General features: G+C 35.3%; 13 protein-coding genes. 10 read left to right on the forward strand and 3 right to left on the reverse strand.

Translation table 11 applies throughout. The features are described 5' to 3' along the window. The first annotated feature begins 277 nt into the window (after positions 1-277). Complete coding sequence (locus AB1444_09090) at positions 278-1069, forward strand: hypothetical protein (protein ID MEW6526806.1); 792 nt, start codon at positions 278-280, stop codon at positions 1067-1069. Here the strand turns inward: AB1444_09090 and AB1444_09095 are convergent. The 3 genes from AB1444_09095 to amrB (AB1444_09105) are packed head-to-tail and all read right to left on the reverse strand — an operon-like array spanning position 1031 to position 5903. After that, entirely contained in the window at positions 1031-3217 is a 2187-nt protein-coding gene (locus AB1444_09095) for a hypothetical protein (GenBank protein MEW6526807.1), read from the reverse strand. The genes AB1444_09090 and AB1444_09095 overlap by 39 nt on opposite strands. Beyond that, a complete protein-coding gene (gene amrS, locus AB1444_09100) occupies positions 3214-4335 on the reverse strand; it encodes an AmmeMemoRadiSam system radical SAM enzyme (GenBank protein ID MEW6526808.1) in 1122 nt (373 codons plus the stop codon). Before amrS ends, AB1444_09095 begins: the two co-directional genes overlap by 4 nt. 59 nt (positions 4336-4394) lie before the next feature. Next, positions 4395-5903: an AmmeMemoRadiSam system protein B gene (gene amrB / locus AB1444_09105; protein ID MEW6526809.1), complete on the reverse strand. Its 1509-nt coding sequence runs from the start codon at positions 5901-5903 to the stop codon at positions 4395-4397. Between the two features lie 36 nt (positions 5904-5939). On the opposite strand from amrB (AB1444_09105), the gene AB1444_09110 reads away from it, so the two are divergent. The 9 genes from AB1444_09110 to AB1444_09150 all read left to right on the forward strand — a co-directional run. Next, positions 5940-6236, forward strand: coding sequence for a DUF2804 family protein (locus tag AB1444_09110; GenBank protein MEW6526810.1), 297 nt, complete (start codon positions 5940-5942; stop codon positions 6234-6236). A 119-nt stretch (positions 6237-6355) separates the two neighbouring features. Next, on the forward strand, positions 6356-7075 hold the full coding sequence (locus AB1444_09115; GenBank protein MEW6526811.1) for a hypothetical protein: 720 nt from the start codon (positions 6356-6358) through the stop codon (positions 7073-7075). Between the two features lie 126 nt (positions 7076-7201). After that, positions 7202-8302: a hypothetical protein gene (locus tag AB1444_09120; protein MEW6526812.1), complete on the forward strand. Its 1101-nt coding sequence runs from the start codon at positions 7202-7204 to the stop codon at positions 8300-8302. Further along, entirely contained in the window at positions 8292-8684 is a 393-nt protein-coding gene (locus AB1444_09125) for a hypothetical protein (GenBank protein MEW6526813.1), read from the forward strand. Before AB1444_09120 ends, AB1444_09125 begins: the two co-directional genes overlap by 11 nt. Before the next feature lie 434 nt (positions 8685-9118). After that, a complete protein-coding gene (locus AB1444_09130; GenBank protein ID MEW6526814.1) occupies positions 9119-11053 on the forward strand; it encodes a TonB-dependent receptor in 1935 nt (644 codons plus the stop codon). Positions 11054-11222: 169 nt separating this feature from the next. Then, positions 11223-12041: an AmmeMemoRadiSam system protein B gene (gene amrB / locus AB1444_09135; GenBank protein ID MEW6526815.1), complete on the forward strand. Its 819-nt coding sequence runs from the start codon at positions 11223-11225 to the stop codon at positions 12039-12041. A gap of 9 nt (positions 12042-12050) precedes the next feature. After that, a complete protein-coding gene (gene amrA, locus AB1444_09140) occupies positions 12051-12626 on the forward strand; it encodes an AmmeMemoRadiSam system protein A (GenBank protein ID MEW6526816.1) in 576 nt (191 codons plus the stop codon). Between the two features lie 68 nt (positions 12627-12694). Beyond that, the gene (locus tag AB1444_09145; protein ID MEW6526817.1) at positions 12695-13144 is read left to right on the forward strand and encodes a hypothetical protein; all 450 of its coding nucleotides are present in this window, start codon (positions 12695-12697) and stop codon (positions 13142-13144) included. A gap of 6 nt (positions 13145-13150) precedes the next feature. Beyond that, positions 13151-14696 (forward strand): tetratricopeptide repeat protein (locus tag AB1444_09150; protein ID MEW6526818.1); only part of this gene is annotated, 1546 nt, incomplete at its 3' end.

The raw sequence follows: 14696 nt of genomic DNA on the forward strand, positions 1-14696 counted from the left end.
TATATACTATGTTACTCATTGGAATTGATTCTTTTAATAAATCATGAATTAAGATTTTCAATTTAGAACTTATTCCTACTCTGCGCATATCAATTAATATAATTGTTTCGACTAGACTTGAAACTATTATGAAAAGTCAAATATTTTTCGACTATGGTCTAAATATCAACATATTTTATTTTTTTAATTTTAAATATTTTTTAATTTGAATATTTAGAGCTTATTATTAATTTAATGCAATATTTCTAAGGATTAAATATATTGTATTAATTGTACAATGGGAAAGAATACATTAACCAAACAATATACCCTTACTCCGGCAGCTGGCAAGCGTTTAATTGCAAAAGCTATAGTACATATTCCTGAAATACAGGAAGCGCTGCAACAGAGAACAATTGTCATTGTATCAGGAACAACCAACGGCTATGTTGCTGAAGAAATACTTGCACATAGTAAACAGCTTGAGGGATTTTCAAGAGAGCGTTTTTTTAGAGGGATAACCCTTCCACCACGATATAAGGTTAGTCAATCGGGGAGGCTGGAAGATGGTGGAACATTTACCGCTGATGTGGTAATAGAAAAAGGGAAATGGATAAAAGATAAATCGTTATTTGAAATAGTAAATGATTTACAAGAAGGTGATATTATTTTTAAAGGAGCAAATGCCGTAAATCTTGACACAAAACAAGCTGCAGTGCTTATAGGCCATCCTCAGGCAGGCACCATAGGTATTATTATGCAGGCTGTTGCAGGGAGAAGAGTATCTTTGTATATCCCTGTTGGTTTAGAAAAGCGCATATCAGCAAACATAAATGAGCTTGCTCAACTTATAAATTCACCACAAACAAAAGGAATACGCTACTTCCCGGTAACTGGAAATATTATTACAGAAATTGAGGCAATACACATTCTTACACAAGCTCATGCTGTACTTTTTGCAGCAGGAGGAGTAAGTGGTGCCGAAGGATGTGTGTGGTTAGCTGTTACCGGTACAGAAGAGCAGATACAAAAGACTGATGGAATAATAGAGTCAGTGAGGTATGAGGATAATTTTTTGCTTTTTAAATAAAATCAAGCAAAATCCCAATACTATTAATATCCCTAACGAGTAAATCCCAAAAAACGGAAGTAATACAAATGGAGTCATTAATGCACCACACAATGCACCAGTATGGTCGGCAGCATCAAGGGTTGAAGACAAAAGCTGTATATCATCAGTTTGTTTGTTAAGTAATAATGGTATAAATGAACCGGTGGTTGCTGCAATAAACATAATGGAAATATAAAATAATATTGGGTTATTGTATATAGAAAAACAAAACAACATCACTAAGCCAGCAATTAATACCACAATCCGTGTAATAAAAAAGTCTTTTGGTACAAATGTGGTTACACTGCCTATAGCTAATCCCAGCATAAACAATGCATTACACAGAGCAATTTTATAATATAAAACACCATATACATTTTGATAGGTGATAAGGGCAATGATCATTGCTGCCATACTGATAAATCCGGCTATACATATTATGCTGCCCATAAATATGTGGTGGATTCCCCTTGACTTAAAATACCATAAACTTATAATTACAATGAGCACTAACAAAAGTGTCATGAATAAAGGATTGGTAATAATCCGTTCCGCCAGTGAATTGGATTGTTTTAATGAATTAGCTAAATATTCAAAATATCCTTTTGGCAAATGATCGCTGTTTATGATATGTTCAGATTGTAATTGTGTAGAAAGATATTGTTGCTGTGATTCTTGAAAATACATTTTGAATTCATAAGGATTAAAGCCCGGAACAAGACGTTGTATGGTTTTTGCGATAGGTGTCTTTGAAAAATTTTTAATATAATGGGACAGATAGTTACTGACATCAATTTTACGGTTATCATTAAATCCAATACAATAGATGGTATCACCTGCTGAAATCAGTGATGAAGGAAATACTTGCCTGAAGCTATTTATTACTGATGCTATATATCGCCTGAGAGAAGGATTCATAATGTTGGCAAAACCTTCAACCTGAATAATGCACACACCATTGATGGATAGATGTAGTTTGCAGTCGTTGAAAAATTCTTTTGTATATAACCTGTTATGTAAAATGCTATCGGGGGGTGCTGGCAGGATGATGATGGTACTATATTTTTTATGTGTTGTTTTCAGGTAGCTTCGTGTGTCATCATAATACACATTTATTAATTGTGTGGGAAAGTCGGGATAAATTGAAATAAATTTTTGCTGCACAATATCATACATCACAGGGTCAACAGTAACATAATCAATAGAAGCACCTGCATACGCAAAAACATAATGAAGAAAGGCAGTATCACCTGAAATGAGTATGTCTGTATCTTTTAGCATAGAGCTGGTGGAAAATAATGCGTGAAGTATAGGTCGCACCTGGTAATCGTCTGGGAATTGTGCATACAGGTTGTTGTTCCCATACAGCGCAATGGTATCACCCAAACGTGCAATAAACATCATCTGGTAGGGTGTGCGTCTGTAGTCAAGTAGTGTACCTGGATGATTGGCAGCAAATGACAGTGTGAGCAGTTTCTTTTCAACGTAGGGTGAGTGAGCTATTCCAAAGGCAGCGATTACTATAGCAGTAACTATCGCCAAACGCTTAATTCTTTGTTGTATAACAGTAAAAGAAATAATGCTGGAAACAATGAAAAGAATGAGTGCGGTACCCAGTGGGTCAATTTTTTGAATGATTAAAAATGTGAATGTTATTCCACCAGTAAATGCGCCAAGTGATTCAAGTAAAAATACTACACTTCCAGGATTGATTATTTTTACGTTTGAGCCTGCAGTAACTAAAATAGGGAAAATATAACCAACAATGAAACATTGTGGGAAAAGGCACGCCAATGCAATTAAGAGTTCCACTTCAAGTGTATAAAACCCACCAAACGTGTGATATACAATAGGTATGCAATATAGCAGTATAAGCGAAATGCAAACTATGATAGGATGGAGTAAAATGTTTAAAGCAATACTATTGAATTGATGTGCTCTTATTTTTTTGCTCATTGCTGCACCAGCGGTGATACCAGCAAACCACAACACCATAATAATGCCAATAGATAGTTCATTTCCCTTAAAAAGCATAAGTAATTCGCGAATCATAATAGCCTGTGCAATGCTAGCTGAAATGCCAATAAAGAACGAAGATACATACAAAAATATACGGTTGCGTTTCATAGTGTCCATATACCAGGTATAGCAGTATTGCAGTATGGGCATTTTCCTGCTTTAAGTTTGTTTGTTGTTGTATAAAAGCCACTTCGCTCTATAACAGGCTTGCCGCAGTTGTGGCAATAGGTATTGTTGGTGCTATGTCCTGGAACGTTGCCAATATATACATATTTAAGTCCTTCGGCAAGCGCTATGTCCCTGCAGCGTTCAAGTGTTGAAACAGGTGTAGGTGGAATATTTTTTAATTTGTAAATTGGATAAAATCGTGTGAAGTGCAGGGGTGTTGTGCTGCCACAATGGGTTTTAATAAAGTGGGCCATTGCTTTGATATCTTCAGGGTTGTCGTTCAACGTGGGGATAACAAGATTTACCAATTCCAGCCATATATTTTTCTTTTTTGCAAGTTCAATGCTGGCAAGCACTGGCGATAAATTTCCACCACAAATTTCAGAATAAAATTTCTGTGAATATGACTTGAAATCGATCTTGATGGCGTTCAGTAAGGGATATAACATTTCGCTGGCTTGTTTGTTGAGATAACCATTGGAGATGATGACACAGGCAATATCATATTTTTTTGCTATCTGTACTGTATCATAAATGTACTCATATTGAATTGACGGTTCATTGTATGTGAAGGCAACAACTGGCGTTTTGTGTTTTTTAGCCTGGTTTATAAGATTGTTGGGTGTTATATATTGGCTGTCAAGTTCTTCGGGTTGTGATTGTGAAAGCTGCCAGTTTTGGCAAAATTTGCAGCTGAAATTGCAACCAGCAGTGGCAACTGACAATGCGTCATTGCCCGGCAAAAAATGATACAGTGGCTTTTTTTCAATGGGGTCAATGTGATAGGCAGCAATACGTCCATACACCAGGCTGTAGAGTTTACCATCAATACATTGCCGAGCTTTGCAAATACCTCTAGTGCCGCTTGTTAGCATACATTGATTGGGGCACAGGTTACATTGCACGGTTTGTTTATCAATTTTTTTCCAGTGTAAAGCCGTTCGATAGTTACTGGCATAAACATCTTCAGGTAAAAATGGAACAACTGAGCCAACAACAAACGCTTGTGCTGAATACATACAGCTTTGCAAAAATTGTTTACGGGTATAAAATCTCATATTTTCAATCCAGATTATTCATTTATAGCATCAATGTAATAATTAAAGAATTATAATTTTTATTTAACGATTTCACTTTCACTGAAAATAGTAGCAGCAAATGTATACATTGTTACAGAATCATATTCAAATGGATAAATCCCTGCCTTTTCACACGTGTGCTGGAAAAATTGCTGTTTTGTTAAACCATATTCTGTTGCTACCTGTGGAAGTAAAACACCACGACGATTGCCTTTTACTACTAAAAGGCCATCGGTACCTAAACGTAACTCATCTAATGAAGCAATATGCATAATTGGCGACAATACCGAAATTTCAATATGTATATTTTTATATTCATCCTTAGTAAGGGGGCTGAATCGTGGGTCGTGGAATGCAGCATTCACCGCACATTCAATGACAGTTTGATATAATGGTTTTATGGGTTCAATATATCCAATACAACCACGTAAATTTCCGTTTATAGTTAATGTTACAAAGGCACCAGCGTTTTGTTTACAGAGTTCAGGGATAGCCCCTTTATATTCTAATAATGTTTTATTATTCAGCATGGTTTCAATAGATTGGCGGGCTAATGAAAGCAAAAACCTTTTATCAGCATTAGATATAGTAAAGGAATTATCGCCCAATATGTTTTTGTTTATTGTATTAAATTCACCCGTTATTACTAAGGCTGCATAGCTTACCGTGTTATCGTAATCGCCAGTAACTTCAGCTGATGTTGCATATGCTACCAATTCTTTTGTATACATTGTTGAGAATAATAACAGACCTAACACTACTGCATTATGACCACATATGGTGATACCAGTAGACCTGCAGTAATTGTAGAATTCTTCAGCGTTTTGAGAAAGTATATAGTCAATTGCTTTTTTGTCATCACGTTTGATGTATTCCATACGTTTATCTGGCTGTAACTTGTGATAAGGGGCGTAACTAAATCGCGGGCCATGATGGGTAAAATCGCTGCTTATGACAAATAGTGGCTTTTTATAGCTTGTGAGTGTTTGTAATAGTTGCACAGCGGCCTGTCTTGCTTGCTGGTACGTTACATTACCTGCAAGCACAGGAAGAATGGGGATATCAGGGAAATAGTGCTGAATAAATGGCAACTGAATTTCAATGGAATGTTCTGATTCAAAGGCATTGTTGTTGAATGTAAAATTATTGTTTTGTGACAACGAGCGTAATGCTTTCTGTTGAATGCTCACTACACCTAACGGAGTTTTGATAGCATCGTAAAGGGGAAGGGCAAATCCATTGAAATATTCGTAATGCGATGGCCCAATGATAATTATAATATCAGGTTTATATGCAGATATAGCTTTATAAGCTTTTGCAGCTATGTGAGCACTATACATGTATCCAGCATGGGGCACTATTATAAGTGGTATGCCTTCAATTTTTTGCAATGGTTTATCAGATGATAAAAGGTATTTCAAAAGTTCATTTTTATCAGAAGGGCACCAGCTACCCGCTAATCGGGATTGTTTGGTAATGCTGTAGCTTTCAGAGCATTGTAAAGAAAAAAACAATATAAGTACTACTATTACTCTTGTACAATTCATATTGATATAATAAATTATTATTTTTTAATTGTCAATTTGAAATATAAAATAATACCTGAACCAGAAAAAGCAATAACAAAGCAAATTAAAATTAAACAGGAAACAAATCTATTAAATAATTCTGGATTTTTGAATGTATCAGGATGGTCAAGAAAACCTCTTGTTATATTTAATGAAACGAATATTAAAGCTGATAAAAAAAGAATTAAAAAATGGGAACACTACACATTCTATAATAAAAACTATTGTGGTGGAATAACAATATCAGACATTGCTACTGTTGGTATGGGTAGTATGTTAGGCTTTGCTGAGGTTATGTACCAGGAATGGTAAAAAATATAAATCGTTATCGAATAATATATAAAAATATTCTTGACAAAATTGACATACTATTTTAATGATTTATACATACCGTCTATATGGTATAATTTCATTATAGATATGGGGGGATTATGAAGAGGTTTGCTATTTTGCTATTAGTGGCAGGTTTTGTATTTATTGCATCAGCCGGATTTAGCACAACCTATATTCTGCATTTAAATGGTATGTGTTCAACTAACTGGCTTGACGGCAAAGGGACAGCACGTTTGGCCAGTGCACCCGGTTATACTTCAATCAACTGTTACGTGGATAATCGCAATACCATAGCATACTCAGCAAGTCAGTTTAAAACTAATTATCTGGATGTGTATTGTAAGGGTAGCAACTGGTGTTATATAGTTAACTATAGCGCCGGTGATGTTATCATGGGGTATATCAATGCAAATTATACACCACAGTGGAATATAGCCTATGTTTATACAACCGCTGGTGCTGGTGGCGGAAGTGAAATAGCTATTAAAGGTATTTCGGATCTTTTTACATGCAACCTGGCAGGACAACTGGGGGTAAGCACTGTTCGTAATATGTATAACCATAATGATACCAATGGTATAACTATCTACCATATAGGTGGGTATAAGGGTATTATCGGTGCATCTGTATTATTGCCGGGTGAAGACGATGGGGCGGTAGCATATCATTCATCGGGAGCATGTGTAAATTCAGGAAGCTATTCAAGTCTGTGTACATGTTCTCACTGGACAAATCACGTTATAGCATATACCTGTACAGGTTATTATCTTGATCACTATGGAATGAAAATGAAATTCATTACTCAGTTAGGATGGTAGTTGACATTATTTTTCCTGCCACAGGCGCGGTTTGAAAGAGCCGCGCTTTTTTTCATATTAAATGAAAAAGCTTTTCAAAAGAAATGTGATATTGAGAACTATGTACTATTGCTGAGAGGAAATGATATGAAAATTAAAGGGATTCATATAGCAATACTGCTGGTTATTATAATTATAATTATTGTTGCATTGATTTCAAAATCAGAAAATAATAACCAGCCTTCAACACTTACATCAGGTAATAGTTCAAAAGGCTATGGAACAGTTCTTGAACAGATGGGACTCATCTCGCCACAACAGGCACTGGTGGATTATAAAAAGCTTTCCATATATCCACCAAATAGTAGGCCTCTTACAAAAGAAAATATTGACCTTCTTATGCCAAACCGTCGTTATGAACAGCCACTTCCCATTGAAAAAGGAAGTGATATCTATTATCTCTTCACTGCAGATAAGTATCGTGTCATTGGCAATGACAGCATCACTTTTGTGTTAATGGTATTGGAAGGAACCAAACCAGATTCATCACGTATTCCCATTACTATACATAAAGCAATTATCAAGAAAGGAATGAATAATAACAAAGCAAAGTATATATCAGAACTATCGCTTACAAAAAATAATGTGGGAGATTATACTGCAGATTTGGTATGTGCTGAAGCGTTTGCTTCGGAAAAGAAAACAGGAACATACTGGGCAGAGGTTGAATTTAAAGTAGGTGATGAAGTAATTGATGCAGCAATACCATTTGAATATTTTCCTGAAACTACAATTCCAGCAAAGTTTACCGGAAATTTCAGAGACTATATAAAAAATGGATCGCTCTATGTAGATGTTGAAGTGGATGTATACCGAAAAGGGTATTACATCATCGATGCAAATCTTTTTGATAAGGACTTAGAGCCGGTGGCATACACAATAGAAAAGCGCGAGTTATATTCCGGTAAGCAATGGGTACCGCTTCTGTTCTTTGGTAAAGTCATTATTGACCAGAAGGCAAAGCCGCAATTTGTGTTGCGTGATCTTCGTGGATATCGTTTTATTGAAGCTACAACACCTGATCCTGAATTTATGGACAGGGAAATGATAAAACCGTATGAAGGTGAATATAAAACCAAAACATCTGATCTTTCGGGGCTATCGGACAAAGAATTTGAGGATGAGATGAAGCGAAAGCGCATTGAGTTTCTGGAAAAAGAAAGTATGGGTGACATTGGTGTGCAGTAAAAATTATAATGTGTGCATTTTTTTTGTTTTAATACTATGTGCGATAGTTACTGGCAATGGATGCTCTTCATCATTAGACAGTGAAAAAATAACGATGGTGATTGTCACTGCAACCAATTGCCAGTCGTGCGAAACAACAGATGACGGTATAGAATATATTACACATAATTTCCCTGATATACAGATAAAAACAGTTGAAATACATACGGCCGAAGGAGCAATGTATGTTTCCACATACCGTTTATGGCGTGTACCAGTATATCTTTTTTTAGATACAAAGGGTAGAGAACTCTACCGGTTGGAAGGGCAGCAGAATAGAAACACACTAAACGAAGCAATAACAATAGCTAAACAACGCCTTGGTAAATATAATATACTATAATACTATTACAAAATCACACTCGATTTCATATAAATACAGATGCACCTGCTTCTAGTGTTGATAACGCTTCCTAATAGTGTAACCGTTTATAGCATTTTACAGGAATACGTTAATAAGATAGAACATAATTTATGAAATTAATAATGAAGGTATGCAGCAATAATTTATACAGAGGTGTATATTGTTTAAAAAGTTCTAAATGCTCGGAAGTAATTGAGGTAGTTGTCTCTATATTCATATTTATCCTCCAAGGTATTTGTTCAATATTTAATAAATATGTTTTAATTTTCCAACTATATTTTGTACAAAAAAAACTTTATCGAAACTTAAATCCCCCCTTAAAAAGTATTAATATTATTTAAAATAATATTGACAAATATCACTAAATAAAAATAAATAGCATTAAATTATATTTATTTTATAGGAAGGTGCATATGAGACATTTACGCTTATTAACTATTGCTTTACTTATAGCTATTCCTGTTTTTGCACAGGAAACTAACGATGAAGTAGTGCAGTTACAGGATGTTATAATATCAGATACGCTGTTATATCCTGGAGCATACCAGTCAATTACCGGAGATAACCTTAAAAATAATCCTGAAACTGATTTAATGAGCATTGTTAAATCAAATATTCCTTCATTCTATGTTCCTTCAAACAGGGTAATGGGTTATGGTGTGGCACGAAGTGGTGCGGCAACTATGTCCATTCGTGGTATTGGTAAATCAGGATGGGGGCCAACAACGGGCATTCCTGTTCTGTATAATGGAATGGATACCACAATGGGAATAATGGGTCATCCAGTAGCAGATATTATGACAATGAAAAACGTTGAACGCATTGAAGTGTTGATTGGACCACAGCCAGTATTGTTTGGATCGAGCGCAATGGGTGGTGTTATCAATGTCATTACCAAAAAGCAAAAAGAAGACGGCTTTATCACCGAACTGCAGGGTTCATATGGCACTTGGAATACCACTGAAGATTACCTGTACCATATGGGAAAGATGGGAAAGCTTGACTATAGTGTTGGTTATCAGCTTCAAAAAACTGATGGCGACTGGAAACAAACAATAAATGGAAAAACATTCACATCAGAATTCATGCAACAGAATGGTACTGTACACATAGGGTATGCGCTTTCTAAAAACTGGTACGCCTCAGTGGACAGTTATGGGATGAAGCAGAATATACATGATCCAGGTCCAGATGGAATAAGTGCTTTATCAGGGGGTCCATTAACAATTCAACTTAATCTTCTTGAAGAGTTTGACATTACTCGTGGTGGTGTTGTGGCAAAGTTATCTCACGATTATGGCACGTATAGTGGAACAGTACAGGCTGAAGGTAACTTTGGACATCATGAATCTACATTGGAAAATACGGGTGAAGAAAAATTTGAATCTGATGACTCTTCGTATGCATTGCGTGTGAAAGAAATTATGAAACTGTGGGCTGGTAATACACTGACAACTGGAGCAGAATGGCGCAGGTATGGTGGTACTGCAAAGGATGTTTCATCAGGTATTTATTATATCAAGGATAAATATATGCATGATACGGCAATCTACGCATTGATGGATCAGGCGTTATTTAATAATATAATGAGTGTTAATGGTGGTGCCCGTTACAGCTATAACTCGGAGTATGGTGATTATACAGCCTGGCAGGCAGTAGCAGCAGTACGACCACTTGAAAAGACCAAGATATATACAAATGTGGCAAAAGGATTTAAATTTCCTGATATTAGGCAGGTATATTTGAAAGGGATGTATCCAGCTTTAAATCCAAACAAAGACTTAGAACCAGAAACGTATACATCGGCTGAATGTGGTATAGAACAGCAAATTATGGATATTATTAGTATTCATGCTGCTGGATATAGAATATGGTCAGATAAAATGTTTATATATACCACACAGTGGGAAAATGCAGATAAGTTTGCCTACAACGGTGCTGAAATAGCAATGAGTGTTACTGCAACTAAGTGGTTAGCGTTTAATGCAGGTTACTCATATATTGATAATAAACAGGATAATGGGTATTTGCCGTATGTTCCAAAGCATAAAGCAAATGCTGGACTTACTCTGACAATTTTTGATTTTTCAGCTACACTGGATGGTGAATATGTAAAAGGGATGTATGCAGATACTGCTGGTACAAAAGAGTTTAATAGCTATTTGGTAGCAAATGCTAAAATTTCATATACTTTTTTCCAGAAATATTCTGCGTTTATTTCACTGTATAATCTAACAGATAAAGAATATTCAACATTTGCAGTATTGGTTCCACCGCTGGGAAATCAATATATTGAATATCCAATGCCTGGCTTCCACTTCTTAGCAGGGTTGAAGGCAACATTCTAAGGAGTGCATGCTGTTATTCCATAATGTATCAGATTAATAGTAGTAACACATTAAGGGGGGGGGGTGTCCCAAAAGACACCTCTTTTTTTATATCTATATCACATAAAATCACTTGCAATGAGGATGATGATTTATTATATTTTAATATATTCACTAGTGGAGGTTTGACATGTTTCAACGCAAACCTGGATTTGCAGGTTCATTTTATCCTGCAAGCCCTGAAAAATTAAAAAATGAAATTATTAATTACTTATCAAAAGCTTCGGTAAAAAAACTGGAACATCCAGTAGCATTTATTGTACCCCATGCAGGCTATATATATTCTGGCCCGGTAGCTGCATATTCATATGCCGGGCTAAAAGAAAATCCTGTTGATGTTGTTATAGTGTTAGCACCATCGCATCGTGCGCGGTTTAACGGTGCTTCAATTATTACAAATGGTATTTTCAGTACCCCGCTGGGCGATATTACAGTGGACACTGATATTGCTGGCAAGCTCCTTGATGAGGATATTTTTTTCGAGATTAAAGAAGCACATCAGTATGAACATTCGCTTGAGGTTCAACTGCCTTTTTTACAGGTTGTTTTAAATGATTTTGTATTAGTACCGATAGTTATCGGTACCATTGATTTAGAAATATGCAGGCAGATAGGTAAAAAGTTAGCTCAAGTACTTCAGGATGAAAAGCGAAATTACAGTATTATACTATCAACTGACCTTTCACATTACTATCACTATGATATTGCCAGAAAAATTGACACTACGTTTATAGAATCATTAAAAAAATTTGACGAAGACTATCTTTATGAAATGCTTCAAAGTGACAAAGCGCAAGCCTGCGGTGAAGGCCCTGTTTTGGCTGGGATGGTAGCTTCAAAACAATTGGGTGCCAGAAGGGTTGAAATTTTACATTACGCAAATTCAGGCGACACAGCAGGACCAAAAAATGAGGTTGTGGGATATTTAGCTGCTGCTTTTGTTAAATGAGGAGGAGATATGGTACAGTTGAATGATGAGCAAAAGAAGAAATTACTTGTGCTTGCACGGCGTACAATTGAAGAATATTTACAAAAACGTACATTGCCAAAAGTTGATTATAACAACGATTTTTCAGATGAAGTATTTAAACAAAAATGTGGTGCATTTGTAACACTGCATAAACATGGAGCATTACGTGGCTGTATTGGTTATGTGAAAGGGATTAAAACCATACCCGAAGCTGTTGTTGATATGGCAAAAGCTTCTGCATTTGAGGATCCGCGTTTTGAACCTTTACGAAAAGATGAGCTTGATGATATAGATATTGAGATTTCAGTTTTAACACCTGTAGAGCCTGTTAAAGATATAGGGGAGATAGTTATCTGTAGAGATGGCCTGATAATAAGTAATGGATTCAGGGCGGGATTACTTTTACCACAGGTTGCAACAGAGTATGGATGGGATGTTAAAACGTTTTTAGAGCATACATGCTATAAAGCAGGATTGCCTGCTGATGCGTGGAAATGGGAAAATACAAAAATAGAGAAATTTTCAGCAATAGTTTTTGGCGAAAAGGAATTAAACATACGATAATGAGTATAGTGGATTAGTAAATATAGAATAAACAAAATACTATTTATCTAAGGAGAGTTAAAAGTGTAATGAATAGTAAAATTTTTAAACAGGCAATAATTATATTACTTATCCAATCTTTTCTTTTTATTTCGTGCTCAAAGAAAAAGGATTATTCTGATATAGAAAATTTACTTGCACAGTGGGCATATGCAATTAAGAATCTGAACTATCATGAATATTGCAGATTAGAAGCTTATCCAAAAGATATACATACATTCAATGCTATGTATCAGCAGTATTATATTTCTAATATAAAAATTGTAGAAGTTGACGAAAAACTTCATAACGGTACAGACAACGATGGAAAGCCCTATGAATTTAAAAACGTAAGATTCATTGCTTCATTGTATAACAGGCAAACCAACCGTGAAGAGCAAATTATTAATGGCGATATTAAATTAATTCGCTATATTTCGGGGTCACAAAAAGACAGGGGATGGTTATTGTCTAACAGGACGTTTATTTATCAAGAATAATGGATAATGAATATACGTAAAAACATACAGTATATAGTTTTGCATCATTTATGTACCAGTTGTCAAAAGATTGGGATAATATTAATTATTATAATTTTTTCACAATTATTAACTACAGTTGCTATCTCACAAAATCCCAATACAATTGCAGAGATTAATAAACGTGCACAGGAATATTATGATAAAAAAGAGCTTTCAAAAGCAATAATTGAGTGGTTAAAGATACTGGAAATAGATCCAAATAATGAAGAAGTGCAACGAAAAATAGAACTTGTATATGAGGAAAAACATAAAAAAGATATATCTTTGCAAAGGGCAAAGCTATATTATCGGTTATCAAGAAAGGTGCTTCCTGATAATGCAGAAACTGCTAAAAATAATTCAAAGATTGCAATAGATAATTTTATTATCGCCTATAGAATGGACCCCAATGATCCGGAGTTACAGGTATTGCGTGAAGATTTAAAACTTTTAGATAATGAAATCAAGTTAGAACTGGCCAAAAAGCGAATGGCGGAGGAGATAAAGAAAAAATATTATGCACTGTTAGAAGATGCTAATAAATTAATGCTGGAAAAGCAATACGAAGAGGCTGTTAAAATCTGGGACGAAATATTGCGATTAGTTCCGCTTGATACCGTTGCTCTTGAAGGTAAACGGCAGGCTGAATTAGCAATAAGCAACAGATTGAAATATGAAAAAATAATGATGTTGATTGCATCAGGTGAAGAATTGTTTAAACAGGAAAAATATATCGATTCAAAAAATGAATTTTTAGAGGTTTTAAAATTAGATGCTAAAAATAGGGTGGCTAAAGATTATTTATCCAAAATAGATGATATCCTTGAAGAAAAAAGGACCTATGAGCAGCGGCGTATACAGGCAGAACAGTTTTATGTTGCTGGTATAAATAATTTAAAAACGTATGAGTTTGAACAGGCAAAAGATAATTTTGAAAATGCTCTGGCATTAATTGAAAATTATAAGGATGCAAAAGCACAACTGGAGGCAATTCCCAGATTAAAAAAGGAATATGAAGAGCAACAGCGATTACTCAAACTTCAAAAAATTGACAAAACTTTCCAGGAAGGCTTGCTGGCATTGACTGAAGGTAGATACAGAGATGCTATAGCAGCATTTCAGGCTACTTTAACATTAGATCCCAAAAATGAATTGGCCAAACGCTATCTGTCCACTGCACTTGATGCATTACGCGTACAGGAAGAGGAAGTGGTTGATGAAAATAACCCGTATTATTCCATTGTACAGCCTTTGATTGAATCAGGGAAACGCCTGTATAATCAGGGAAATTATGATGAATCCCGAAAACAATGGCAGAAAATATTAAATCTTTTCCCACAGAATAGAATCGCTACTGAATATTTGCTGCGGTGTGATTTAGCGCAGAATCCAGAATCATTTAAGAAATTTGCAAATAATATAGTAAATGAAGGCCGTAAGTATTTAGCTGACAGAAAATTCAATGAAGCATATAGAAAGTTTGAATTAATTGCATCAATAGATCCACAATATCCTGAAATTCAAAATTTGT

It is taken from the genome of Spirochaetota bacterium, from assembly GCA_040756435.1.
Taxonomy (GTDB): domain Bacteria; phylum Spirochaetota; class UBA4802; order UBA4802; family UB4802; genus UBA4802.

Coding starts and splice junctions, on each gene's coding strand:
- AB1444_09090 (MEW6526806.1), top strand. CDS start 278: ATGGGAAAGAATACATTAACCAAACAATATACCCTTACTCCGGCAGCT.
- AB1444_09095 (MEW6526807.1), bottom strand. CDS start 3,217: ATGAAACGCAACCGTATATTTTTGTATGTATCTTCGTTCTTTATTGGC.
- amrS (MEW6526808.1), bottom strand. CDS start 4,335: ATGAGATTTTATACCCGTAAACAATTTTTGCAAAGCTGTATGTATTCA.
- amrB (MEW6526809.1), bottom strand. CDS start 5,903: ATGAATTGTACAAGAGTAATAGTAGTACTTATATTGTTTTTTTCTTTA.
- AB1444_09115 (MEW6526811.1), top strand. CDS start 6,356: ATGAAGAGGTTTGCTATTTTGCTATTAGTGGCAGGTTTTGTATTTATT.
- AB1444_09120 (MEW6526812.1), top strand. CDS start 7,202: ATGAAAATTAAAGGGATTCATATAGCAATACTGCTGGTTATTATAATT.
- AB1444_09130 (MEW6526814.1), top strand. CDS start 9,119: ATGAGACATTTACGCTTATTAACTATTGCTTTACTTATAGCTATTCCT.
- amrB (MEW6526815.1), top strand. CDS start 11,223: ATGTTTCAACGCAAACCTGGATTTGCAGGTTCATTTTATCCTGCAAGC.
- amrA (MEW6526816.1), top strand. CDS start 12,051: ATGGTACAGTTGAATGATGAGCAAAAGAAGAAATTACTTGTGCTTGCA.
- AB1444_09145 (MEW6526817.1), top strand. CDS start 12,695: ATGAATAGTAAAATTTTTAAACAGGCAATAATTATATTACTTATCCAA.